Source organism: Pseudomonas sp. WMBT8, from assembly GCF_050916005.1.
In the GTDB taxonomy this organism is placed as follows: Bacteria; Pseudomonadota; Gammaproteobacteria; order Pseudomonadales; family Pseudomonadaceae; genus Aquipseudomonas.
Window position 1 is genome coordinate 3,279,120 of sequence record NZ_CP188096.1, and the last position, 24,986, is coordinate 3,304,105.

A 24,986-nucleotide genomic window follows, 5' to 3' on the forward strand; every position below is an offset into this window, starting at 1 on the left:
GTCCCCATGACCGTCTACTTCATCGGCGCAGGCCCCGGCGACCCGGAACTGATTACCGTCAAAGGCCAGCGGCTGATCCGCAGTTGCCCGGTGATTATCTATGCCGGCTCCTTGGTGCCTGCCGCAGTGCTTGAAGGCCATCAGGCCCAGTTGGTGGTCAACAGTGCCGAACTGCACCTGGAGCAGATCATTGACTTGATCAAGGACGCCCACGAAAAAGGCCAGGACGTAGCGCGTGTGCACTCCGGCGATCCAAGCCTGTATGGCGCGATTGGCGAGCAAATCCGTCATTTGCGCCAGCTGGGGATTGCCTTCCAGATCATTCCAGGGGTGACTGCGGTGGCCGCGTGTGCCGCGCTGCTGGAGGCGGAGCTGACTTTGCCGGATATCGCCCAAAGCGTGATCCTGACCCGCTATGCCGACAAAACCACGATGCCTGCGGGGGAATCCTTCGACAGCCTGGCCAGCCATGGCACCACCATGGCGGTGCACCTGGGGGTCAATCACCTGGAGAAAATCGTCGCCGAACTTCTGCCACATTATGGTGCGGATTGCCCGATTGCCGTGGTGCACCGGGCAACGTGGCCGGATCAGGACTGGGCCATTGGCACCTTGGCGGACATTGTCGAAAAGGTCGCGGCGAAGGGGTTCCGGCGCACCGCGCTGATTGTGGTGGGCCGGGTGTTGGCCAGTGACGGCTTTAGCGAATCCTCGCTGTATCGCGCAGGCCATGCCCACCTCTACCGGCCCTGACACCACGCAAGACAACCTGTGGGAGCTGGCTTGCCTGCGGTAGCGGTGAAACAGTCGATAGATAAGTCGCCTGGCACAGCGTCATCGCGGGCAAGCCCGCTCCTACAGTTGATTCTCTTTGTTAGATAGCTCGTGTAACTCATTAATTTAAATCAATAAAAAACGGCGCTCACGGGCGCCGTTTTTTGTTTGCAGCGAACGCCTTAGTAGTAGGCGTTTTCTTTCTGCGTATGGTCAGTCACGTCACGTACGCCCTTGAGCTCGGGAATCCGCTCCAGCAACGTACGCTCGATGCCCTCACGCAAGGTCACGTCGGCCTGGCCGCAGCCCTGGCAGCCGCCACCGAACTTGAGCACGGCGATGCCGTCATCCACCACGTCGATCAGGCTGACCTGGCCGCCATGGCTCGCCAGGCCCGGGTTGATCTCGGTTTGCAGGTAGTAGTTGATGCGCTCGTTGACCGGGCTGTCGGCGTTGACGTTCGGCACCTTGGCGTTGGGCGCCTTGATGGTCAGTTGGCCGCCCATGCGATCGGTGGCGTAGTCGACCACCGCATCATCCAGGAACGCTTCGCTGAAGGCGTCGATGTACGCAGTGAAGCTCTTGAGCCCCAGGGCGGTGTCTTCAGGCTTTTCTTCGCCCGGCTTGCAGTAGGCAATGCACGTCTCTGCGTACTGGGTGCCAGGCTGGGTAATGAAGACGCGGATGCCGATACCCGGGGTGTTCTGCTTGGACAGCAGGTCAGCCAGGTAATCGTGGGCGGCGTCGGTAATGGTTATGGCAGTCATGGGAACTCCTCACAGGCTTGCTGGCAGTTTACGCCAATCGCCTCGGCGGTACAAAGTCCTAGTATTTTTGTCAGGCAAATCCATATTTACAGGTTCTCGTAGCGATTCATATCCAGCACACCCTCTTCCACCGGCGTGGTTTCACGGACGTACTGCGATAAATCGTGGAAATACTCCCAGAACTGCGGGTGGCTGCGGCGAATGCCCCAGCGCTCGACAATCCGTTCAAAACGCTTGGCGTCCCTGGCCCGCTCCATGTCCTCGACGAACTCAGGCACATCCTCGGCCGGCACGTTGAAGATGAAGTTGGGGTAGCTGCTGAGCACGCCCGGGTAGATCGTCAGGGTATCCAGGCCCGGCTGATAGCGATAAGCCTCGCCCAGCATAAACGCCACGTTACTGTGGGCACGGTTGCGCAGCAGGCTGTAGACCTCGCGTTTGCCGCTGCGGGTCTGGATGCGCAGCATAGTGGCTTCCGGCAATTGTTCGATCACCTTGAGCCCGGCCGCCGGCCTGGAGGTCAGGCGGCTGAGGGTTTGTTCGGCATCGCGCAGTTGCGGGTCGATACCAGGACGCGAGCAATAGGCGCTGATGCAACGGTTGATCGGATCCGGGCTGGCATTCAAATCGCCATAACGGGCAAGCAACTGGTTGGCAAAGTCGCGCTTGGGGTCCTGCGGGTCCAGTTTCAGGCCGGTGGGCTTGTCGTTGTCGATGGCCTCATAGTCCAGCCACAGCTTGACCTTGCCGCTGTTCTGGTACCAGTCATCGAGGTACCCATCGCGCGAGTCCGCCGGCATCAGGCGCAGGAAGTTCTGTTCGGCGCCATTACGGATCAGGTCGAAATACAGGCGGGTCTGGGCTTGGTGCGAGACGTTGCCAAACACGTCGAAATTGACCGCCAACTGGTAATAGGTGCGTTCCAGCAACGGATAGTCGAACAACCACAGCGTCTGTGGCACTTCGCCAATCAGGCCTTTGGTCACAGAAGCGCTGTCGAAATGGCGGAAGATGCTCAGCAACGCGTTGTTATTGCCCTCCCATAGGCTCGACCAGCCTGGCGCCGGCAGGTCGGCGTAGTTGTCGCGACGCAGGGCCTCATATTCATTGCGTTTGTCGCGATAGGCCAGCCATAGGCCCAACACACTGCCCACGTCATCGTTCTGCCCCGGCATCGCCAGCAACGGCGTGGCCTGGCCGCGATAACGCGCATCGGTGATGTACAGGTCGTGTTCCGGGTCCTGGAACAGGGTCCAGAAGTTGTCGCGGATCACGTCCGTGGCAATCTGCCCACGGCACACCGGCCCGCGAATGAAGGTGCGCACGAAGTATTCGGCGTTATCCAGCATGAACTGGTAGCGCGCCTTGGCCGGGATCGCCTCGAACGTTTCAAACGGATTGGCCCGACGGCCAGGGCCGTAGCCGGGCAGCGCCACTACCTGCCAGTCGCCGCTGTAGAACAGCGCCTTGATCCGCGCCATCTTCGCCGCACTGAACGGGTACGTGATGTGGGTCTTGTGCACGATCACCCCTTGCACCGGCCACAGGCGGTAGTACACCTGGGTGCCGGGGTCGTCATTCGGGCGACGGGTGTTGATCAGGTCGATGGGCTGGCCGCTGGGCGTACGCGAGCGTACCCACTGGAAAAAATGCCCCGGCTCACCGCCCTCGAAATAGATATGGGCGAGGAACAGGTGTTCGAATAACCAACGCGCCACCAGGCTTTCCCGGGCGCCGGGCTGGTTCAGCAGGTTTTCCCATTGCTGTACCTGCAAGGCTTCCTGGGCGCTGGGCGCCAGGCCCTGCTCATCAATGGGCGCACCGGACGCCAGCCAGCGTTGCAGGGTCTGGTATTGCTGGTCGGTCAGGCCGGTGACGGCCAGGGGCATGCCTTCCTTGGGGTGCGCGCCGGCGTAGGCGTCGAACTCCCCCGGCAGCGGGCACATGTTTTGGCGGTTGAGGCCCAGCACAATCTCATCGGGCAGCTTGGCATTGGGCGCCAATGGGGTGTTATGGCCCAGTTCCAGCATGCGCGCCATCAGCGCCGCCTGGCTGCCCTGGGCATCCAGTACCGAGGCAAACCCCTGGCGCTGCCAGGCGGCCTTGCCAAAGGCGTCATAAAACAGCCGGGTCGGCTGCGCAGCCTGACTGCGCTCGCCGTCGTACACCGGCACTTTGCTCGCGCCGCGTGCCGCGCCTTCGCCACTGCCCAGGTTGAGCTGGCAGGCGGAGTCGTAGCAGGCGTGGCAGGCCACGCACTTCTCGGTGAAAATCGGTTGGATGTCGCGGGTATAGGAAAGCGCCGGGGCGGGTCCGTTGGCCTGTGCTAGGCAGGCGACCAGTGCCAAGACGGCGCTGGTGATGAGGCGAAATGACATGTATCCGGTCCCGATTCAATGCGTGCGCTGAAAAATTGCCGCGATTCTACCGATGTCGGCCCGCTATCAACATGAGCGATATTCATGCAAAACCCAGGCAGGCTCTAAAAGCGCACAGGTTTGCTATGATCCACGCCCTCCGTAATGCCTGATTAGAGTAGTCCCATGTCCGATCGTAGCACTCGCCTGCAAGCCCTCCACCAAGCCCTCAAGGAACGCATCCTGATCCTCGATGGCGGTATGGGCACGATGATCCAGAGCTACAAGCTGGAGGAAGAGGATTACCGTGGCAAACGCTTTGCCGACTGGCCCAGCGACGTCAAGGGCAACAATGACCTGTTGATCCTGAGCCGCCCGGACGTGATCGGCGGGATCGAGAAAGCGTACCTGGATGCCGGTGCCGATATCCTCGAGACCAACACCTTCAACGCCACCCAGGTGTCCCAGGCCGACTACGGCATGGAGGCCCTGGCCTACGAGTTGAACCTGGAAGGCGCACGCCTGGCCCGCCGGGTCGCCGACGCCAAGACCCTCGAGACCCCCGACAAGCCGCGCTTCGTCGCCGGCGTACTCGGCCCGACCAGCCGCACCTGCTCGCTGTCGCCCGACGTGAACAACCCCGGCTACCGCAACGTCACCTTCGATGAACTGGTGGAGAACTACACCGAAGCCACCAAAGGCCTGATCGAAGGCGGTGCGGACATGATCCTCATCGAAACCATCTTCGACACCCTCAACGCCAAGGCCGCGATCTTCGCCGTGCAGGGCGTGTACGAAGAACTCGGCGTCGAGTTGCCGATCATGATTTCCGGGACCATCACCGATGCCTCCGGGCGCACCCTGTCAGGCCAGACCACCGAAGCGTTCTGGAACTCCATCAGCCACGCCAAGCCGATTTCCGTGGGCTTGAACTGTGCCCTGGGTGCCAGTGAGTTGCGGCCATACCTGGAAGAACTGTCGAACAAGGCCAACACCTACGTTTCCGCGCACCCCAACGCCGGCCTGCCCAACGAGTTCGGCGAGTACGACGAGTTGCCAGCGCAAACCGCCAAGGTCATCGAAGAGTTCGCCCAAAGCGGCTTCCTCAATATCGTCGGCGGCTGCTGCGGCACCACGCCGGGGCATATCGAGGCCATCGCCAAGGCCGTGGCCGGCTACGCGCCGCGCCAGATCCCGGACATTCCCAAGGCCTGCCGCCTGTCGGGCCTGGAGCCGTTCACCATCGATCGCCAGTCGTTGTTCGTCAACGTCGGCGAACGCACGAACATCACCGGTTCCGCCAAGTTCGCCCGGCTGATCCGCGAGGACAACTACACCGAAGCCCTGGAAGTCGCCCTGCAGCAAGTGGAAGCCGGCGCCCAGGTGATCGACATCAACATGGACGAGGGCATGCTCGATTCGAAGAAGGCCATGGTGACCTTCCTCAATCTGATTGCCGGCGAGCCGGATATCTCCCGCGTGCCGATCATGATCGACTCCTCCAAGTGGGAAGTGATCGAAGCCGGCCTCAAGTGCATCCAGGGCAAGGGCATCGTCAACTCCATCAGCATGAAGGAAGGCGTCGAGCAGTTCATCCACCACGCCAAGCTGTGCAAGCGCTACGGCGCGGCGGTGGTGGTAATGGCGTTCGACGAAGCCGGCCAGGCCGACACCGAGGCGCGCAAGAAAGAGATCTGCAAGCGCTCCTACGACATTCTGGTCAATGAAGTGGGCTTCCCCCCCGAAGACATCATCTTCGACCCGAACATCTTCGCCGTGGCCACCGGCATCGAAGAGCACAACAACTACGCCGTCGACTTTATCAACGCCTGTGCCTACATCCGCGACGAGCTGCCGTATGCGCTGACCTCCGGTGGTGTGTCCAACGTGTCGTTCTCGTTCCGGGGCAACAACCCGGTGCGCGAGGCGATCCACTCGGTGTTCCTGCTGTATGCGATCCGCAACGGCCTGACCATGGGCATCGTCAACGCCGGCCAACTGGAGATCTACGACCAGATCCCGGCCGAGCTGCGTGACGCCGTGGAAGACGTGGTGCTCAACCGCACGCCGGACGGCACCGACGCCCTCCTCGCCATCGCCGACAAGTACAAGGGCGACGGCAGCGTCAAGGAAGCCGAGACCGAGGAGTGGCGTGGCTGGGAAGTCAACAAGCGCCTGGAACATGCGCTGGTCAAGGGCATTACCACCCATATCGTCGAAGACACCGAAGAATCCCGGCAATCGTTCGCGCGCCCGATCGAGGTGATCGAAGGCCCGCTGATGTCCGGCATGAACATCGTCGGCGACCTGTTTGGCGCCGGTAAAATGTTCCTGCCCCAGGTGGTGAAGTCAGCACGGGTGATGAAGCAGGCCGTGGCGCACTTGATCCCGTTTATCGAACTGGAAAAAGGCGACAAGCCGGAAGCCAAGGGCAAGATCCTCATGGCGACGGTCAAGGGCGACGTACACGATATCGGCAAGAACATTGTCGGCGTGGTGCTCGGATGCAACGGCTACGACATCGTCGACCTGGGCGTGATGGTGCCCGCCGAGAAGATCCTGCAGGTGGCCAAGGAGCAGAAGTGCGACATTATCGGCCTGTCCGGGCTGATCACCCCGTCCCTGGATGAAATGGTGCACGTGGCCCGCGAGATGCAGCGCCAGGACTTCCACCTGCCGCTGATGATCGGTGGCGCTACCACCTCCAAGGCCCACACGGCGGTGAAAATCGAGCCCAAGTACAGCAATGACGCGGTGATCTACGTGACCGACGCCTCACGTGCGGTGGGCGTGGCCACGCAGTTGCTGTCCAAGGAGCTGAAGGCCGGGTTTGTCGAGAAGACCCGCCTGGAATACATCGACGTGCGCGAGCGCACCTCCAACCGCAGCGCCCGCACCGAACGCCTGAGCTACGCGGCGGCCATCGCCAAGAAGCCACAGTTCGACTGGAGCACCTACACCCCGGTCAAGCCTAAGTTTACCGGGGCCAAGGTGCTGGACAATATCGACCTCAAGGTACTGGCCGAATATATCGACTGGACGCCGTTCTTTATTTCCTGGGACCTGGCCGGCAAGTTCCCGCGCATCCTCACCGATGACGTGGTGGGTGAAGCCGCCACCGCGCTGTACGCCGACGCCCAGGAAATGCTCAAGAAGCTGATCGACGAACAACTCATCAGCGCCCGCGCGGTGTTCGGCTTCTGGCCGACCAACCAGGTGCAGGAGGATGACCTGGAGCTGTACGGCGACGATGGCCAGCCGATTGCCAAGCTGCATCACCTGCGCCAGCAGATCATCAAGACTGACGGCAAGCCGAACTTCTCCCTGGCCGACTTTGTGGCGCCCAAGGACAGCGGCGTGACCGACTACATCGGTGGCTTTATCACCACCGCCGGCATCGGCGCCGAGGAAGTGGCCAAGGCCTACCAGGATGCGGGCGACGACTACAACTCGATCATGGTCAAGGCCCTGGCCGACCGCCTGGCCGAGGCCTGCGCCGAATGGCTGCACCAGCAAGTGCGTAAAGACTACTGGGGCTATGCCAAGGATGAAGAGCTGGACAACGAGGCGCTGATCAAGGAGCAGTACAGCGGTATCCGCCCTGCCCCCGGCTACCCGGCGTGCCCGGATCACACCGAGAAGGCCCAGTTGTTCCAACTGCTCGACCCCCAGGCTCGCGAGATGCACGCGGGCCGCAGCGGCGTGTTCCTCACCGAGCACTACGCGATGTTCCCGGCGGCGGCGGTCAGCGGCTGGTACTTCGCCCACCCGCAGGCGCAGTACTTTGCCGTGGGCAAGATCGACAAGGACCAGGTGACGAGCTACACCGCCCGTAAAGACCAGGACCTGGCCGTGACCGAGCGCTGGCTGGCACCGAACCTGGGTTACGACAACTGACCGGCTTTTTATAGAAGCGAGCTGACAAGGGCGACGCGGCGCCCTTGGGTTTTTCACGAGCAAGTTCGCGCCTACAGTAGAGCGGCATGCGGCTGTGCTTATAGGTTGAGTGCTGCGCGCTCCTGCTGGGTAAGGCGGATCGCCAGCGCCGCGCGCTGCTCCTTGATCCAGGTGCCCAGCACGGCATAGTCGCGCAGGTAATCCGCACCATTGTCAGGGTAGCGCGCATCCAGCGCGTCGGTCTTGTGCTCCAGCTCGCGGGCCAGGGCTGCGAAGTTCGTGGCGTATTTTTTCTTCAGATAGTTGCGCCAATACTCAAGGCCCACCAGCCTTTCTTCATAGCCCACTGCGCTTTCGCCTTGCACAATCGTCCCATAGGCACGATCCAGGTCGGCCGGCGTCACCTGCGACAATTCGCTGTACAGCATGCCGGCGGGTTGCCGGGGCAGTTCCAGGCGCGCCGCCAGCCCAATGCGCAACGCCAGGCGGACCTCTGCCGGGTCGATATCTGGACGGCTCTCGACAGTAGCCTTGGCGATGCCTTCCACGGCCTCCAGGCGGAGCATGCTACGGGCGAATTTCAGCAGCGTGGCACCGTCCTGCCCACGCTCGGCGATTTTTAGCGCATCAAACTCCAGGACCCGGGTTTCCAGGGCATTGAACATCAGGATCCGCCCATCGCCGCAGGTGACGTCCGGCATCATCGCCGTCGCCCGGGCAAACAGGTCGCGGCGCATGGCCGGGTTTTGGCTGATGGCTTCCAGTACCTTCCACACGCGCTGTGTCAGTTCGGCACGCGCCTCCAGGAAGTCCTCGGTATTGCGCAGTTGCGAGAGGGTGAAGAAAAAATCGACGCTGCCTTCCTGGGCCCTGAGTTCGTCCCAGATCCGGTGCTTTGACGAGTGTGCTGGCACGTCAGTAAACCATTGGGCCTTTTGCACCGGGGCCGTCTCGATATCCGGGTGGTTCAGCGAGTAGTCAGGTGAGTCAAAAGCCCCTTGTTCGTCGCGCTCCCAATACTCCAGAAGCATGACTTCAAGCTGCTCGGTGGAAAACCCCAGGCCGTTGCCGGTCTGGGCCAGATACTCCTGCAAGCGTTCACAGCTTGGCTGGTCCAGGCGGTTGCCCAAGAGGTTGGTCCCCGCCATCAACAGATTACGTTGCGGCTCGAACGCCTCATCCGGCAGGGTCTCGATCCAGTTGTCACTCAGGTCCAGGGTGCGCAGGCGTGGCAACTCGAGCACTGTCATCGGCCAGTCGTCCAGCAAGTTGCGTTGCAGGTACAGGCTGTCGAGCCGCAGCAGGCCGCTTACGTCCAGCTCACTGAGAATATTGTCACCCAGGTCCAGCCATTCGAGCTCGGGCATCTGCGCCAGATTGGCCTGCAGCTGCGCCGCGTTCTGTAGTTCATTGCGGCCCAGGTCCAGCCGACGCAGAGCGCGGAACTCACTGAGTGCCTCGGGCAACGCGCGCAAGCCATTGTTGCTGAGCGTCAAGCTGCGCACATGGCTGAAGGCGCGCAGGAAGCCGTTGGAGCCCTCGGCCGTGAGTCGCACGCGGTTCAGGCTCAGCTCGCTGACGTGGGCGAAATATTGAGGCAACGTCGGCAAATCGCCGATAGACAGCCCGGAAAGATCCAGGCGCCCCACCCCATTCACTCCCGGCCCCACAGACCCGGCGCGCAGGCTGTAGCGCCAGCTCTCCAGCAGCCGATCCGCTGCACGCCGCCGGTCCAACGCGCTGATCCAGCCGCCGTCCAGGTACCCATGCACATCTATCCACTCATTGAGCAGCGGCACCCATTGCGCATACTGCGCTTCCCATTGCGCCAGGCGCTCGTGGATCTGCACCGTTTCCAGGCCGTCGGCGCGTAACTCTTCGATATATGCCGCTGCTTGCGTGGCGTCCAGTGCCGGGTCCAGGCGTTGCAGGCGCGCCGCGGGCAGCAGCTCGGCGGTTGTGGGCGGCAGCGCAGCCAGCAAATCGGGGCGGCGCAACGCATCCTCGGAAAAATACTCCGGCTCGCCCCCCGTCATACCCTGGGCCAGCAGTTCGCGGGGGATGCCCAGGGGGCTTTCCAGCGGGGCGGCCGGATTCTCGCGGGCGTAGCGTCGCGCAAACACCCGGGCTTCTGCGCGGGCCGTCGCACTCAAGCGACAGCCGCGCAAGTCGGTATTGGACAGCAGGAAGTCATGCCCTTGCAGCGCCGCCTCGGGGATCGAGGTCACGGCGCTGTGGCTCAAGTCCAGGCTGCGCAACGGCAGTGCAAGCACACCCTCGGGCCACTCGCTGAGCGCGCTATGGCTCAGGTCGAGGCTGCGCAGTTCGCGCAGCGCACTCACGTCCAGGCGGCTGATGGGGTTGTAGGGCAGTCGCAGCGATACCAGGCCGGTCAACCGGCTCAAACCCGCCTGGGTCGGGGCCGTGATGACCAGCCAGTTATGGGACAGGTCCAGATGGCGCAATGAAGGGCATTGGCCCAGCGCCGAGGGCAGATCGGTCAGATTGTTGCGGGCCAGGCCGAGGCTGTCGAGTTGGGGGAAGTGGCCAAGCCAGGTATTGATGCCTTCCAGCGACACGCCTATGTCACTCAGGTTCAGGCTGCGCACATGGGTAAACCCCACGGCGGGCAACTTAGGCAAATCAATCAGGTTGGCGCCTGACAGGTCCAGCATCGCGGCACCAGCAGGCGCCTGGCCCTCGCCAACAATGCGCGGCTCCAGGCCTTCGAGCCAGCAATCAAGGAGTTTTTGCGATGCCACCTGCCGCTCGACCTCAACCCTGCCAATGTTTGAATCGCGATCAGACCATTGCTCAAGGTCATCGACCAACTGGCGGTGTTCTTCGCGCACACTGTTGACGCTCTCCAGACGCTGGCGGGAAGTCAGCCCGCGCGTTTTGAAACTGGCCAAGACACGCTCGACAAAACCCGGGCCACCGGACTGCAGGCTGCCCAGGGCGCCTTCGCAGTAGGCCTGGACCAGCCGCAGCTCTTCGACCAGATGGGCCGGGTTGTCATGCAGGTACGCATATACCCGCATGAACTCCTCAGGCTCAAAGGCCGACCAGTTCATATGCAGGCCGCGCCACAAGCGTTGATGCCCGGTAAACAGTGGCGCAGGCAAGGAGCGCAACGGAGTCTGGGCCACATCCAGAAACTCCAGGTGCTCAAGTTCCAGACAGCCTTGCGGCCAGGTTTCCAAGAGCCCGGACACGGTTAAACGGCGCAACGCGCTCAACCCGCGGACATCCAGGGTTTGCAGGTTGCCGGCCAGGGATAACTGGCGCAGTTCAGGCATGCGTTCAAGCGGGCGCAGCACTTGTGCTGAATAAGTGAGCGACGGGCCGCTAAGCGACAGTTGGGTGATGCTGGGAGCACTCGCCAAATGCTCTGTCAGCGCGTCGAGGTGCTCGGGACGCACATCCAGTTGCAAATGCCGCACGTTGGGAAACGGCCGCAGTAAGCGGCTGGATTCCTGGGCAAGAAATCTGCTCCCGGTGAGGTTCAGGGTGCGGACATGGGAAAAGTCGGCGTGCCACTCGGGCAGCGCCTGCTCCCCTCGTAGACTCAGAGTGCTATCGGCCGGACTGTCCCGATCAAAGCCCTGGCGCCAGCAATCGATGAGGTCGTCAACCGTGCGCTGGCGACTCTCATATGCCCCCGCCCACTGCTCAAGGGTCGCGCGCAAGGCCGTCAATTCGCGCTGGCGGTTGGCAAACAACCGCCAGATTTGCGCATTGCTCTCGCCGTCGCGTCGGCGCGCAGCTATCAGCGCCTGAGCCTCGGACTCGCTGATATTCGGATACACGCTACGGGCATGGGCGATCAACGCGTCGTCCATGGCGAACAGCCCGCCCCTTCCCGACAGCTCATACCCCAGGCGCCCGCTCGACAGGCGCCAGGCAGGCCTAGAGCGCGGCGTGCGCAGCTTGAGGATGTCCCGGGCGATGAGCTCGCGCTGCCCACTGGCATAGGTCGCCAGCACCTGCTGCAAATCTGCGGCCTGGCCAGTCAGCCCCAACGACCTGCACGCCTCATCGGGCAACGCGTCGATGATCGACTGGAAAAGATTGCGTCCATGGGCAGGCGCGCTATTGAGTGCGCGGGCGCCTGCATCAAAGGCCTGGAAGCCCTCGCCGCTGCTGACCAGGTATCGGCGCACAACAGCGTGCTCCGGGCCAATGCTGTCCAGCAAAGGGCCGTGAATGCCCTCCAAACGCATCTCAAGGCGCACACCTGAGGGCCATCCGGGCAGGCGCGCGAGGCCCTGCAAGGCGAGTCGGTCGCTGTCGGCATTGGCCAGCCGGTCACGGTGCAGGCCGCTGAGCGCCCGGCTCAAGCGCGCCTGCTGCAAACTGATACGGGCCTGGTGGTCGAGCCGCGCGCTGACATGCCCACTGTCTTGCAGGCGCCTGAATTCCTGTGGACTGGCGCGGTTGAGCAACTCGTCGAGAGCACGCCTGGACAGCGCGGGAAACCGTCGCTGCAGTGGCCTGCCGTCGCTCATGGGCGCGCCATTGCCCTGTAGCCGGGCGTCGAACAGCGCCGTCTGCCGTTGCAGGGCATAGTCCGCCAGGCGCTCATTGAAGGCTTGTTCCCTGGGCTTGCCGCTGCCCAGCAAAGCGGTGATTTCCTGCTCGTCAAGGCCGCTCATAACCACCTGGGCGAGCCTGCCTTGCTGCACATCGGCGCGGCTGATTTTCAGGGTCGGACGACTATCATCCAACGACAACGGGCTGCCATAGCAAACCGAGCGCCCTGTCGGCTCCAGGCGCGCGCCGTCCCACTCATCAGTCACGGGCACCCCAAGTGGGTCGCCACGCTGTGGCGTGCCCAACAGGCGCCAGGCCTGCTCCTCGCCCAGCCTGGTCGATACCGGCTGGCTGCGCTCAACGATGGCGACTGCCTCAAATACCTCCAGCACCCGCCCGGGAGGCCAGCCGGGCATTTCCACGGTGAGGGGCAAGGCATACTCATGGCGGTCCTGCAGGCCGGTGCCGCGGCGCAGGCGCTCGATCAATTCGCCAACGTCCTGGTCGGCCCTGAACCGCTCCAGGGTATCGGCCAGCACGGCGGGCACCGGCAAACCGTCCAGATGCACTTTGCGCAGCAGATCGTCGTGCACACCGCTGACGTTGCCAACCACCCTCAAGGTTTCATCCGAGAAACCCTCGGTAATCGGCCCCAATCGCCGCAGCAGGGTCAGGCGGTCCCAGGTCAGGGGGCGCTCATGGCTATGCCGCCACGCCCCGGCCCCGTTGTGTTCGAGGAGCGGCTGGTACGCCAGCGGATCGCGCGGGTGTTTTATCCGCCATTGCTTGAGCTGCGGGTCAAAGGTCTTTTCGTAGAGCACGTTATCGATCTGCACATGGAGTTTGCCATCGACCTCGTACTGCCCCAGGGCATTGGCCTGACTGCCGGGCGCCAGGGCGGCTTCACTTGGGTACGCGCCCAGGTCGGGCTTCCATAAGCGGACCCGGCCATCCGGTAGCTTCACCGGGACCAGGCCTTCGATAACCGGCTCATGCCTCAACGCGCTCAGGGCCTTGCCGCCCACCGCAGTCACGCCAAGCAACGCAAGGTTTTGCGCCAGGTCGATCAAGTGCGCCCTGGCCGCCCTGCGATCGCCCTCGGCCCACTGCTGCGAAGCCTCGAACACCTCTTTCAACAACTGCTCAGCCATCACGGCCATCATCAGCTCCCCTAGCACTGGCACAAACCCCACCAGCGCACTCAAGCCGAACATCCCGATGTTGAGCAGCATGGCCAGTTTGCGCGTTCGCACCCCGGCGTCGACATCTGCGGTGGGCACGGCATGGCCGGCGGCATCGGCGAGGCACTTGTCCTGGTGCCGCTCATACAGGTAGGTCCACAGGTCGACTTTGTCGCTACCAAATACCTGGTTTTTGAAAGCCAGCGCCACGGGCGCCAAATAGGGGTCCGGGTTGGGCACCTGCGGGGCCAGGGGCAAGGGCGGAAAATTCTTCAGTTTGAACGGGGTTACCTGGCTGAGCAGTTCATAGAACTGGCCGATGCCGGGGAAGTTCGTGCCGATTTTCTCGCGCAGGGTGGCGTCTGGCGCATCCTCGGTGAACTGACTGAAGTAATGCGGGCGCTCGGCATACTCGACGAACTGACTGAAAAAAGCCTGATAGGCCGTGGGGCGCTCCACACGGGTCGAGGCTGAGCCTGGCGTGCTGAAGCGTTGCTTCAAGGTCGCCAGCAGTTGCGCATGATTGGTATAGCGCTTAAGAGGCTGGTATGGGTCCTGGGGGATATACAGGATTGGCGAATCGACATGCTCATCATCGAAGGCCAGAAACAGCACGCAACCGGTCATGCGCAACTTCATCAAGCCCAGGTCGCAGAGCCATACCGGTTGCCCCCCCATCTGCGGCGCGCGTTCGCCGGCGATCACCGATAGCACCATGCGGTAATCGTCTTGGGTAATGTCCTCGTGCAACAGGGCCAACTCGGCCGCCGCCCGCATCGCGGCCTTTTGGCTGGCAATGAATTGTTGGCGCAGGGTGGTTTCGTGGGTGGAAAAAAAGTCCGCGAGGTAGGCCTGGTACTGCCCGCCCAGATCAAGGCGGCGGCACAGCCCTATGAACTGATAGACCGTGAGGCTCCCCAATCGGACCGGCAGCAACGGGGCGACGGCGGCGCCAGGCGATGACACCTGCCAGCGAAAACCCGACGATGAATGAAAGGCCCCCTCTGCGGACTCGGACTCTTCGAAGTTGTGCAGCGCTGCCTGCAGCAGCTCCAGCTGCAAAAAGTCGTAGGTTCGCGCTTCAAGGTTCAGATCGGTGATGTGCAGGGCCTTTCGCAGGCTCAGCCAAGTGGCGACGTGGGGGGCCAAGGTAACGTCGTACTGCTCCTTGAGCGCCTGGAGCAGCAGCGGCCTGGCAAACGTGTCGATGTCCTGCAAGGCAGACAGGCTTTGGTCCAGAGCCGTCTGGGCGGTAAAACTTGCGATAAAACAGTCGTGCAATAGCTCGCGCTGCTCGGGTGTCGCATGCCAATAGGCTGGCGGCAGCGGGCTGTGGTTGTGCTTGAGGGCCATGCGGCGTGAGGTTGTGCTATCGATCAACCATTGCGGCGTGGCGCTGATCAATAACGGGCGATGGATGCTGGGCGTTGCCGGCAATGGGGGCAAGTCGGTCATGATGCGGCTCCGGGAAAAGGAGGCCCAGCACACCATGGGGGTCACGGCCAATCGCGGTAACTACGTCTATCCTGTTGGGAGCAGCAACTCCCCCCAGACCTCGCAGGAGGACTCATGGACGACCCGAACAACAAACCGCCGACCTTCTGGCAGATGCTTCATAGCGTGATGGCTGCTGCATTTGGCGTGCAGAGCGGGAAGAACCGCGCGCGGGATTTTACCCATGGCAAGCCCAGCCATTTTGTCGTGCTGGGCATTTTGTTTACCGCCGTATTTGCCCTGGCGCTCTTTGCCATCGTCAAGCTGGTGCTGCATCTGGCCGGGGTCTAGGCCCGGTCACTTCAACAGCAACTGCATGCTGAAGGGGTATTGGTAGGCCGCAGGCTTGCCCTGGGCCGACAGTGCACGAAAATCCACACCGTCGCCCTCGTGGTTACGCAGGTCCAGCAAGCGCTGGGCCTGTGGCCCGTCAATCAGTTGGAACAGTTTCACCTGGCGCTCGCGCCCGCCATGGCTTTGGATGTCCACGCCCACGGCATCGTCGTGCAGCAGCACCATGGCCCAGCCACCGACCGTAAAGTGCCCGGCCACCAGCGCACTGATCCGCCCTTGCAGCCGCGCCTGGAGGACATCGGGAGAGCTGTTGATCGCGCTGAACAACACGTCCTTGCCGGGTGCACGGCCACTGCCATTCAAGGCCTGCATGGCGCCGAGGGCCATTTCATCATTGGCCGACCAGACCAGGGTAGCCCGGGGGTAGCGCTTGAACATCTGGGTCGCCTGCTCGAATGCGCGCTGGCGGCTCCATTCGCCATACACCAACTGGCGCAGATGCACTTCGGGGTGTTCGCGCAAGGCCCGCTGCAAGCCCTGCTCGCGCGCCTGAGAGGTCGGTGTGTACTTGGCGCCGGAAAACGCCAGCAACTCAAGGGTGCCACCGGACGGCACAGGGCCATGTTGACGCAGCAGCTCCTTGAGCATCAGGTACCCGCCCTCCTCGTCGTTGGTCGTGAGGCTGCCCATCCAGTTCGGGTACTTCCCGGCGTCCAGCAGTTGCATCTGGTTCGGGGTCAGGGCGTTATTGACCAACAGTAGCTTGACCTGGCTACCCTGGGCCATGCGCAGGATCTGCGGGGCGATGTACTGCTCGTTGACCAGCACCAGGTAATCCGGGCGCTGCGGGCCTTGCAACGCTTCGCGAGCCTGCAACAGGGTGTTTTGCGGATCACGCTCGGAATAACGCACGCGTAAATCCAGGCCGAGGTCCTTGGCCGCGGCCTGCATGAATTGCGCATAGCTGATCCAGAAGGTTTCAGTGGACAGACCTGGGTTGAGAAACACCACCGACGTTGCATGGGCCATCGTCCCGAACGCCATCCCCACCCACCACAAGCACCCGCAGAGAACCTTCAACATTACTGCCCGAACCCCGGAAATTGACAGATCATAATAGTGGCAATAAGCCTTTTGATCTTGGCTATTTAACGGCAGATCGGACAGTTTGGTGGCGATCAGTTCCCTTTACTGATGGCTGACCCAGAACACGGCGGTGGAAACCACCAGGATAATCAGGAACAGAATCGCCCAGGCGTCCACGGTACTGTCGGGTTTACGGGCTTTGGTTGGATTGCTCATCGCATCGCCTCTTGTCGGTTTTATGGCTGATTGCACTAAGACTCGTCCACAGTAAAGTCGATGATTGCCCGCATGACAAATGTGGGTATCGCGATAACCGTTCTCATTAGTCGATTTGGTTCTTTGCATATACTAAAACATCACTTTTGCGCATAAACGCAAGCTGGTATCGTGCGCCGGCTCCGTTGGGAGTGCGCGGCCGTGCGCGCAGATTTGCCGAGAACAGGACCTATATGTACGTATACGACGAATACGATCAGCGCATCATCGAGGACCGCGTCAAGCAGTTCCGTGATCAGACCCGACGCTATCTGGCAGGTGAACTGAGCGAAGAAGAGTTCCGCCCTCTGCGCCTGCAAAATGGCCTTTACGTTCAGCGCTTTGCGCCGATGCTGCGGGTGGCCGTGCCTTACGGCCAACTGACTTCGCGCCAGACGCGCATGATGGCCAAGATCGCCCGTGACTTCGACAAGGGCTACGCCCATATCAGCACCCGCCAGAACGTGCAGTTCAACTGGCCGGCCCTGGAAGACGTGCCGGACATCCTGGCTGAACTGGCCACCGTGCAGATGCACGCCATTCAGACCAGCGGTAACTGCCTGCGCAACGTGACCACCGACCAGTTCGCTGGCGTGGCCGCCGATGAAGTGATCGACCCGCGCCCCTGGTGCGAGATTGTTCGTCAGTGGACCACGTTCCACCCGGAATTTGCCTACCTGCCGCGTAAATTCAAGATCGCCATCAATGGCTCGACGTCTGACCGCGCCGCGATCGAAGTCCACGACATCGGCCTGGAGCCGGTGTACAACGCCGCAGGCGAACTGGGCTTCCGCGTCCTGGTGGGTGGCGGCCTGGGGCGTACCCCGGTGGTCGGCGCGTTCATCAATGAATTTTTGCCTTGGCAAGACCTGTTGAGCTACCTCGACGCCATCCTGCGTGTGTACAACCGCTATGGCCGCCGTGACAACAAGTACAAGGCGCGCATCAAGATCCTGGTCAAGGCCCTCACCCCCGAGGTATTTGCCCAGAAGGTCGACGCCGAGATGGAACACCTGCGCGGCGGCCAGACCACTCTGACCGAAGCCGAAGTGCATCGGGTGGCCAAGCACTTCGTCGATCCGCACTACAAGGCCCTGGGCAACCAGGCTGCCGAACTGGCGGCGCTCGACCAGCAGCACCCAGGCTTTGCCCGCTGGCGCACGCGCAACACCCTGGCGCACAAGCAGCCGGGGTATGTCGCAGTGACCCTGTCGCTCAAACCGACCGGGGTAGCGCCTGGCGATATCACCGACAAGCAACTGGACGCCGTTGCCGACCTGGCCGACCGCTACAGCTTTGGCCAACTGCGCACCTCCCACGAGCAGAACATCATCCTTGCGGACGTTGAACAGAGCCAATTGTTCACCCTGTGGGGCGAGCTGCGCGAAGGTGGTTTCGCCACGCCGAACATCGGCCTGCTGACCGATATCATCTGCTGCCCGGGTGGCGACTTCTGCTCCCTGGCCAACGCCAAGTCAATTCCCATTGCCGAATCGATCCAGCGCCGTTTCGACGACCTGGACTACCTGTTCGACATTGGCGAGCTGGACTTGAACATCTCCGGCTGCATGAACGCCTGTGGCCACCACCACGTCGGCCACATCGGCATCCTCGGGGTGGACAAGAAAGGCGAAGAATTCTACCAAGTGTCCCTGGGTGGCAGCGCCAGCCGCGATGCGAGCCTGGGCAAGATCCTCGGCCCATCCTTCGCCCAGGAAGCCATGCCCGAGGTGATCGGCAAGCTGATCGACGTCTACGTCGAGCAGCGCACCGAAGATGAGCGCTTCATCGACACCTACCAGCGCATCGGCATTGACCTGTTCAAGGAGCGCGTCTATGCAGCGAATCATTAAGAACAACCAAGTCGTCGACGAAACCTGGCACCTGCTGCCCAAGGATGCGTCGTTCGATGGCATCTCCAACTGTGACGACCTGATCGTGCCGCTGGCCTTGTGGCGTGAACACGGGCACGCCCTCAAGGCCCGTGATGGTGGCCTGGGCGTGTGGCTGGACGCCGATGAAGAAGCCGAAGAGATTGGCGCCGACGTGGAACACTTCCAGGTCATCGCCCTGAACTTCCCGGCCTTCACCGACGGGCGCAACTACTCCAACGCGCGCCTGCTGCGTGACCGTTATGGCTACAAGGGCGAACTGCGGGCGATTGGCGATGTGCTGCGCGACCAGCTGTTCTACCTGCACCGCTGCGGGTTTGACGCCTACGCCTTGCGCGCCGACAAAGACCCGTATGAAGCGCTGGAAAGCCTCAAGGACTTCTCGGTGACGTACCAGGCGGCTACGGATGAACCGTTGCCGCTATTCCGTCGTCGCTAGACCCTGATGCGAAACAAAAAGCCCCGAAACCTGGCTCGCAGGTTTCGGGGCTTTTTTATGCGCGCCGCAAGGGCCATGGGCGCGAGGGCGAAACCGGCCTAGCAGGCAACGGGCAGATCTGCTCAGCCCTTCTGCTTGGCGACCCAGCGACCGTAGGCATCGATGAACGCCTGCAGGAACGGCTGGGTTTTCTCCGACAGCTTGCCCGACTCATCAAACGCACTGCCCGCGCCACCCAGGTAGGCTTCCGGCTGCTGCATGCACGGCACATCCAGAAACACCAGGGACTGGCGCAAATGATGGTTGGCACCAAAGCCACCAATCGCCCCCGGCGAAACGCTGATGACCGCACCTGGCTTGCCGCTCCAGACGCTCTTGCCGTATGGGCGCGAGCCTACATCAATGGCATTTTTCAAGGCCGCCGGCACCGAACGGTTGTATTCAGGAGTGACGAACAGCACCCCATCGGCCGCCGCCACCTGCTGGCGGAACGTGGTGTAGGCCGCAGGCGGCGTTGCGCTATCAAGGTCTTCGTTGTAGAGCGGCAATTCGCCAAGTTCGACGATGCTGAGCTTGAGGTTGGCCGGCGCCAACTGCGCCAATGCCTGGGCGACCTTGCGGTTGATCGACTCTTTTCTCAAGCTGCCGACCAGTACGGCAATCGTGTAGACCTTGCTCATGGGGCCTTCCTGACATCTGACTAAGGGAATTTGTAGTTATAGAGCCTTCGCCGGGCGATCACCAGCAGGTAGTAGCCAATCGGCGGATGTTTTTGTTTGTAGGAAAAATAAGCGGAATATCAACGAATAGTATTTTTTCTATGTAGGTAAACTACCCGCGTTAAAGACGGTCTACAGAACCGCAAATCGGTGTTTTCTCCAGAGGTTCTAAACAGATGGCAGCAGTACTTGTCGGACAATTCCATGCTCGTGACGCGGAAGGCCGCGTTTATTCCGTGCATGAATTCCAGGACTCCACTCCGTCGGACGGTGGTTCAGAACCTGTAATCTCCTACAAACTGGCGATTGGTGACCGGGTCAACAAAGTTGATGACAACACCTTCGTCCTGGTTCAGTCGCAGATCTCCCTGACCCGCGAACCCGAAAACACGCCTGTTTGATAAGGCTGTGCCTCCAGGCAGAAGTCATATGAACGGAGTTGGGTTAGGATTCACTCGGTGAATCCCTTACCTGCTGAACATGGACTTCATGCATGCGTTTACGTCATATCGAAGTGATTCAAGCCATTTTGCAGACCGGACACCTCGGCACCGCCGCCGAATGGTTGCAATTGGCTGTGGCCGATGTGGACGCCACCCTCAAGGACGCTGAACAGCAACTGGGCTTCATGCTGTTCGCCAGCGTCCGCGGACGGTTGCAGGCCACCCGTGAAACCGTGGCCATGCAGGCACAGATCGTCCACCTCTACGAGGCCCTGGAACCGATACAGCGCCTGGCCAGCAGCCTCAAGCACCATCACGCCCCGCCGTTGCGCACGCTGTGTACGCCGCCCTTGGCCAACCAACTGCTGCCGCAAAGCATCGCGTTGTTGCGCCGCCGCTTCCAGGACACGCCCTGCAACCTTTCCAGCCAACCGACCCGTGACATCGTCAAGAGCCTGTTGCTGCATGAGGCCGACCTGGGCCTGAGCCTGCATGACCCCGAACACCCGCAAATCACCAGCACCGTGCTGGCCCAGGGCAAGCTGCAACTGCTGGCGCCCCATGGCTGGCTCAAGCCACGGCAGAAATACATCGCCCTGCAAGAACTGGCCGGCCAGTCGATGATCGGCCTGGAGGGCCAGGACCCGCTGAGCCAGTTGCTGGACAGTAAGTTGCAAGCGCTGCGGCCGTTGCCAGTGATCCAGACACGGGTGCAGACCTACCAGATGATGCGCAGCATGGTCGAGGCCGGCGAAGGGCTGGCGGTGGTCGACCCGTTCACTGCCAGCGGCGCGCGGGAGGCGGGGCTGGATACCTGCCCGCTGTCACCGCCGATCCTGGTGAGCCTGTATGGGTTGACGGTCAGGGACAGCAGCCCGAGCCCGGCGCTGAATGCATTGCTGGAGATTGTCACGCAGAAGGCCCAAGACCTGCTGTCTTGAGTGTCAGCTGAACAAGCGATACCAGAAAATCGCCACCTCCCGCGTCTGTGGATCAATCCCGCGATAACGCAGGTGGTCGATACCGCCCATGACGTAGCCGCTGCGTTCATACAATCGGCACGCTCCCAGGTTATTGTTCTGGGTCTCCAGCATCATCCCCGGCAGGTTTTTCTTGCGGCTCCAGAACTGCGCCACATCAAGCAGGGCCTTGGCCACGCCATGCCGGCGGGCTGGGAGCACCACCGCCAACTCATCGACATGGGCATAACCGTTCCAATTGGTACTGACGACGATATGGCCCACCGGTCGATCATCCAGGTACGCCATGAATACCGCGCTGTCGCTGGCATTGCGGTAGCTGGCGAACTCCTCGGGGTCGATGCCGTAGCATTTGCGGTACGGCAAAATCTGCTCCACCGCCCACTGATCGACAGGCTTGCCCAGTTCGGGCGTGCCATACACGCACACCTCGAAGCTGAAATCATTGCCCCATACGTAGGCGTCAAATCCCTCGTCGGCGACTCGTACACTGAGCCCCGGGTACTTCGGATTCATTACAGCTTGCATAACCATCCTTAACACTTGATGCAATCGACGGTGTAACAACGACCGTTGCCGTCGTCTTCGTGTTGTAAGCCATGCACATCGGCGACAAACCCTGGGAAACTGCTATCGAACTCCCGGGCAAAGGCCAGGTAGTCAATGATCGATCGCGTCGACTCGGTAAAGCGCTCCCCCGGCATGATCAGCGGAATGCCTGGCGGATAAGGCACCAGCATCACGGCTGCGATACGCCCTGGCAAGGCATCGATGGACACGGCCTCGACTTCACCGCGCACCAACTGGTCATAGGCATCGGCCGGCTTCATGGCGATTTCCGGTAACACCGTGTACATGCGCTTGAGGTGCTTGGCCGTGGCGTTGCTGCGATAGCAGCCGTGCAATTGGTCGCACAAATCCTGCAAGCCCATGCCCTGATAGCGTGCCGGGCCTTGCTGGAACACCGATGGCAGGCAACTGGCCAGGCTGATATTGGCGTCGTAACTGCGCTTGAACTCCAGCAACTCGGTGAGCAGAGTACTCCACTTACCTTTGGTAATGCCCATGGAGAACAACACCAGGAACGAATACAACCCGGTTTTTTCCACCACCAGGCCACGCTCCCAGAGGAATTTACTGACTACCGCTGCCGGAATGCCGCAGTCACTCAAGGCGCCACCCGCCGTCAAGCCGGGCATGACCAGGGTGACCTTGATCGGGTCGAGCAACACATAGTCTTCGGCGATATCCCCAAAGCCATGCCAGTCGGCCTCCGGCTGCAACAACCAGTCAGCGGTCGCAACCCGGTCGATACCGACCACCGAGGGCGGTTGCCAGATGGAAAACCACCAATCATCGGCGGCGATGTGCTGGCGCAAATTGGCCAGGGCCCGGCGAAAGCTCAGGGCCTCATCGAACATTTCCTGAAGCAGCGAACGCCCGGCGGGCCCTTCCATCATGGCCGACGCCACATCCAGCGAGGCGATGATGCTGTACTGCGGCGAGGTAGAGATATGCATCATGAACGCCTCATTGAAACGATCACGATCCAATTGCCGCGCCCCGCCGTCCTGCACATGGATCATCGACGCCTGGCTGAACGCCGCCAGCAACTTGTGGGTCGAGTGCGTGGTGAACACCAGCGGGCTGTCGGGCGTGCGCGAGGTACCCATGCCATAGCGCCCGGCGAAAAACTCGTGGAAGGCCGCGTAGGCGTACCAGGCCTCGTCAAAGTGCAGGACTTCGACGCTGTTGCCCAATTGCTGCTTGATCAGCTCGGCGTTGTAACACAGGCCGTCGTAGGTCGAGTTGGTCACCACCGCCAGCTTGACCTTGGGCTCGCGACCGCGGGTCAAGGGGCTGGCCTCGATCTTTGCGCGAATCGATTCGCGGCTGAACTCGGTCAGCGGGATCGGACCGATAATCCCCAGTTCATTGCGCTCCGGGCACAAGTACAGGGGGATCGCGCCGGTCATGATGATCGAATGCAGCACCGACTTATGGCAATTGCGGTCCACCAGCACCAGGTCATCGCGCCCGACCATGGAGTGCCAGACGATCTTGTTGGCGGTGGAGGTGCCGTTGATCACAAAGAATGTGTGGTCGGCGCCAAAGTTGCGCGCCGCGCGGGCTTCGGCTTCGGCCAGGGGCCCGGTGTGATCCAGCAGGGAGCCCAGTTCCGGCACTGACACCGACAGGTCCGAACGCAGGGTATTTTCCCCAAAGAACTGATGAAACGCCTGCCCCACCGGGCTTTTGCGATAGGCCACGCCGCCACCGTGGCCGGGGGTATGCCAGGAGTAATTGGAGTCGGCTGTGTGTTGCACCAGGGCCTTGAAGAATGGCGGCAACAGGCCATCGAGGTAAGTGCGCGCCGCCCGGGCCACCTGCCGGGCAAGGAACGGCACCGTGTCCTCGAACAGGTAGAGAATGCCGCGCAGTTGGTTGAGCTCGCTCATGGCATCGGCCGGGGCATTTTCCAGGGTGACTTGCTCGCCCAGGGCAAAGATCGGCAGGTTGGGCGCGCGCAGGCGTGCCAGTCGGATCAGCTCCACCATATTTTGCAGCAGATGGGTATTTTCCCCGGCGCCTTCAGCGGCGATCAGCATGCACGCCAGGCCATGATGGGTCGACGCCACCAGCCGGCCTTCGGCATAGTCCACAGCGGAAAAGATGCTGAAACCCTCTTGCTCCAACTCCCGGGCGATACCCCGGACCCGATCACCGGCGACGGTGTCGGCCTTGATGTCGCGGTGCACGATCAGGATCGGGAACTTCAGGTCTTTGTACATGAGGGCTTGGCGTCCTGAGGGCGATGTACTCAGGGTAGAAGCTGGGAGCGAATGTGGCGAATGGAGATAAAGTTTTTGTGGGAGCGGGCTTGCCCGCGATTGCGGTGTGACAGTCAGCGCATTCGTTACTGATCCACCGCCATCGCGGGCAAGCCCGCTCCCACACTTTCAGGCCGTGATGAGCCCGACTCAGTGTTGGGTCAACTGGGTCCACAAGGCTGGCGCACCCGCCGATTTGGCGATGGCTTCCAGGCGTGACGCGTGCTCGGCCATGTCCTGCTCGCTGGCACGGATGATGGTGGTGGGCTTTCGATCTGCCGGAAGACGGCGGATTTCCGAAGGCCGGTTGCCCGAACCCTCGGCCGAACCGTTACCGTCGGAGGCGTTGCCAGCCAGGGACAGGCTGGTCTGCCCGCCGGTCATGGTCAGGTAGACGTCCGCGAGGATCTCGGAGTCGAGCAAGGCGCCGTGCAGTTCACGGCCAGAGTTGTCGACGCCATAGCGTTTGCACAAGGCATCGAGGCTGTTGCGCTGGCCCGGGTGGCGCTCACGGGCCATCATCAGGGTGTCGAGGATCGAGCAGTGACGGGTGATGTCGGCCCGATCCGTCTGGCCCATCAGGGCGAATTCGTTGTTGATGAAGCCAACGTCGAACGCCGCGTTATGGATGATCAACTGCGCGCCATTGATGAACTCGAAAAACTCATCGGCGACTTCCGCAAAGCGCGGCTTGCCCACCAGGAATTCGTTGGTGATGCCGTGGACGCCAATGGCGCCTTCGTCACTTTCCCGGTCCGGCTGCAGGTACACGTGGAAATGCCGACCGGTGAGGCGACGGCCCATCAGTTCGACACAGCCGATTTCAATGATCCGGTGACCATCGGTCACCGGCATGCCGGTGGTTTCGGTATCGAGTACAACGGATCGGATGGCCATCAGGGTTCAGCTCTCAACGGTGTGTGTATTTCAAGGGCCGGGATATTAGCACGCTCTATAACCCAAGCGCCCCATGGACAGCCACCGTGCACCCTGGTCCAACAGTTTTTTACAAGGTTTAGCAAAGCTTGCGCAGTTTGCCTGCAC

15 protein-coding genes are annotated in these 24,986 nt (G+C 61.7%); 7 read left to right on the forward strand and 8 right to left on the reverse strand.

The genetic code is table 11. The features are described 5' to 3' along the window. The first annotated feature begins 6 nt into the window (after positions 1 to 6). Positions 7 to 753, forward strand: coding sequence for a precorrin-4 C(11)-methyltransferase (cobM, locus tag ACO77H_RS15150; protein ID WP_169953283.1), 747 nt, complete (start codon positions 7 to 9; stop codon positions 751 to 753). A gap of 203 nt (positions 754 to 956) precedes the next feature. On the opposite strand, the gene nfuA is transcribed toward cobM, so the two are convergent. Together nfuA and ACO77H_RS15160 are read right to left on the reverse strand one after the other, a co-directional pair. Continuing rightward, positions 957 to 1,541, reverse strand: a complete 585-nt coding sequence (nfuA, locus tag ACO77H_RS15155) for a Fe-S biogenesis protein NfuA (RefSeq protein WP_003190728.1) — start codon at positions 1,539 to 1,541, stop codon at positions 957 to 959. Between the two features lie 86 nt (positions 1,542 to 1,627). After that, positions 1,628 to 3,919: a fatty acid cis/trans isomerase gene (locus tag ACO77H_RS15160; RefSeq protein WP_432754195.1), complete on the reverse strand. Its 2,292-nt coding sequence runs from the start codon at positions 3,917 to 3,919 to the stop codon at positions 1,628 to 1,630. Positions 3,920 to 4,084: 165 nt separating this feature from the next. Here ACO77H_RS15160 and metH point away from each other — a divergent pair, with 165 nt between their 5' ends. Next, the gene (gene metH, locus ACO77H_RS15165; RefSeq protein ID WP_432754196.1) at positions 4,085 to 7,795 is read left to right on the forward strand and encodes a methionine synthase; all 3,711 of its coding nucleotides are present in this window, start codon (positions 4,085 to 4,087) and stop codon (positions 7,793 to 7,795) included. A gap of 98 nt (positions 7,796 to 7,893) precedes the next feature. Here metH and ACO77H_RS15170 read toward each other — a convergent pair whose 3' ends face one another. Beyond that, on the reverse strand, positions 7,894 to 14,964 hold the full coding sequence (locus tag ACO77H_RS15170; RefSeq protein WP_432754197.1) for an NEL-type E3 ubiquitin ligase domain-containing protein: 7,071 nt from the start codon (positions 14,962 to 14,964) through the stop codon (positions 7,894 to 7,896). 114 nt (positions 14,965 to 15,078) lie between these two features. Between ACO77H_RS15170 and ACO77H_RS15175 the strand changes: the two genes are divergently transcribed. Continuing rightward, positions 15,079 to 15,294, forward strand: coding sequence for a DUF2970 domain-containing protein (locus ACO77H_RS15175; protein WP_169953275.1), 216 nt, complete (start codon positions 15,079 to 15,081; stop codon positions 15,292 to 15,294). Between the two features lie 6 nt (positions 15,295 to 15,300). Here ACO77H_RS15175 and ACO77H_RS15180 read toward each other — a convergent pair whose 3' ends face one another. Further along, positions 15,301 to 16,380, reverse strand: coding sequence for an ABC transporter substrate-binding protein (locus tag ACO77H_RS15180; protein ID WP_170057257.1), 1,080 nt, complete (start codon positions 16,378 to 16,380; stop codon positions 15,301 to 15,303). Positions 16,381 to 16,832: 452 nt separating this feature from the next. On the opposite strand from ACO77H_RS15180, the gene ACO77H_RS15185 reads away from it, so the two are divergent. After that, positions 16,833 to 18,491, forward strand: coding sequence for a nitrite/sulfite reductase (locus ACO77H_RS15185; protein ID WP_432754198.1), 1,659 nt, complete (start codon positions 16,833 to 16,835; stop codon positions 18,489 to 18,491). Next, complete coding sequence (locus ACO77H_RS15190; protein WP_169953269.1) at positions 18,475 to 18,969, forward strand: DUF934 domain-containing protein; 495 nt, start codon at positions 18,475 to 18,477, stop codon at positions 18,967 to 18,969. The genes ACO77H_RS15185 and ACO77H_RS15190 overlap by 17 nt, the downstream gene beginning before the upstream one ends. A 122-nt stretch (positions 18,970 to 19,091) precedes the next feature. On the opposite strand, the gene ACO77H_RS15195 is transcribed toward ACO77H_RS15190, so the two are convergent. After that, positions 19,092 to 19,649 carry an NADPH-dependent FMN reductase gene (locus ACO77H_RS15195; RefSeq protein ID WP_169953267.1) on the reverse strand — a complete coding sequence of 186 codons (558 nt, stop codon included), beginning with the start codon at positions 19,647 to 19,649 and terminating at the stop codon, positions 19,092 to 19,094. Positions 19,650 to 19,864: 215 nt separating this feature from the next. Here ACO77H_RS15195 and ACO77H_RS15200 point away from each other — a divergent pair, with 215 nt between their 5' ends. Then, complete coding sequence (locus ACO77H_RS15200) at positions 19,865 to 20,089, forward strand: hypothetical protein (RefSeq protein WP_170041309.1); 225 nt, start codon at positions 19,865 to 19,867, stop codon at positions 20,087 to 20,089. A gap of 92 nt (positions 20,090 to 20,181) precedes the next feature. Further along, entirely contained in the window at positions 20,182 to 21,072 is an 891-nt protein-coding gene (locus ACO77H_RS15205) for a LysR substrate-binding domain-containing protein (RefSeq protein WP_432754199.1), read from the forward strand. A 3-nt stretch (positions 21,073 to 21,075) separates the two neighbouring features. On the opposite strand, the gene ACO77H_RS15210 is transcribed toward ACO77H_RS15205, so the two are convergent. The 3 genes from ACO77H_RS15210 to dnaQ form a co-directional block, all read right to left on the reverse strand. Next, on the reverse strand, positions 21,076 to 21,627 hold the full coding sequence (locus tag ACO77H_RS15210; RefSeq protein WP_169953322.1) for a GNAT family N-acetyltransferase: 552 nt from the start codon (positions 21,625 to 21,627) through the stop codon (positions 21,076 to 21,078). A 20-nt stretch (positions 21,628 to 21,647) separates the two neighbouring features. Next, positions 21,648 to 23,903, reverse strand: a complete 2,256-nt coding sequence (locus tag ACO77H_RS15215) for an Orn/Lys/Arg decarboxylase N-terminal domain-containing protein (protein ID WP_432754200.1) — start codon at positions 23,901 to 23,903, stop codon at positions 21,648 to 21,650. Positions 23,904 to 24,092: 189 nt separating this feature from the next. After that, positions 24,093 to 24,833: a DNA polymerase III subunit epsilon gene (dnaQ, locus tag ACO77H_RS15220; protein WP_170057428.1), complete on the reverse strand. Its 741-nt coding sequence runs from the start codon at positions 24,831 to 24,833 to the stop codon at positions 24,093 to 24,095. Positions 24,834 to 24,986 lie beyond the last annotated feature (153 nt).

What these genes read in the sequence shown, in the direction of transcription:
- nfuA (WP_003190728.1), bottom strand. Translation starts at nt 1,541, where the DNA reads ATGACTGCCATAACCATTACCGACGCCGCCCACGATTACCTGGCTGAC.
- ACO77H_RS15175 (WP_169953275.1), top strand. Translation starts at nt 15,079, where the DNA reads ATGGACGACCCGAACAACAAACCGCCGACCTTCTGGCAGATGCTTCAT.
- ACO77H_RS15215 (WP_432754200.1), bottom strand. Translation starts at nt 23,903, where the DNA reads ATGTACAAAGACCTGAAGTTCCCGATCCTGATCGTGCACCGCGACATC.
- ACO77H_RS15195 (WP_169953267.1), bottom strand. Translation starts at nt 19,649, where the DNA reads ATGAGCAAGGTCTACACGATTGCCGTACTGGTCGGCAGCTTGAGAAAA.
- metH (WP_432754196.1), top strand. Translation starts at nt 4,085, where the DNA reads ATGTCCGATCGTAGCACTCGCCTGCAAGCCCTCCACCAAGCCCTCAAG.
- ACO77H_RS15185 (WP_432754198.1), top strand. Translation starts at nt 16,833, where the DNA reads ATGTACGTATACGACGAATACGATCAGCGCATCATCGAGGACCGCGTC.
- ACO77H_RS15190 (WP_169953269.1), top strand. Translation starts at nt 18,475, where the DNA reads ATGCAGCGAATCATTAAGAACAACCAAGTCGTCGACGAAACCTGGCAC.
- ACO77H_RS15205 (WP_432754199.1), top strand. Translation starts at nt 20,182, where the DNA reads ATGCGTTTACGTCATATCGAAGTGATTCAAGCCATTTTGCAGACCGGA.
- ACO77H_RS15160 (WP_432754195.1), bottom strand. Translation starts at nt 3,919, where the DNA reads ATGTCATTTCGCCTCATCACCAGCGCCGTCTTGGCACTGGTCGCCTGC.
- ACO77H_RS15210 (WP_169953322.1), bottom strand. Translation starts at nt 21,627, where the DNA reads ATGAATCCGAAGTACCCGGGGCTCAGTGTACGAGTCGCCGACGAGGGA.
- ACO77H_RS15200 (WP_170041309.1), top strand. Translation starts at nt 19,865, where the DNA reads ATGGCAGCAGTACTTGTCGGACAATTCCATGCTCGTGACGCGGAAGGC.
- ACO77H_RS15180 (WP_170057257.1), bottom strand. Translation starts at nt 16,380, where the DNA reads ATGTTGAAGGTTCTCTGCGGGTGCTTGTGGTGGGTGGGGATGGCGTTC.
- ACO77H_RS15170 (WP_432754197.1), bottom strand. Translation starts at nt 14,964, where the DNA reads ATGACCGACTTGCCCCCATTGCCGGCAACGCCCAGCATCCATCGCCCG.
- cobM (WP_169953283.1), top strand. Translation starts at nt 7, where the DNA reads ATGACCGTCTACTTCATCGGCGCAGGCCCCGGCGACCCGGAACTGATT.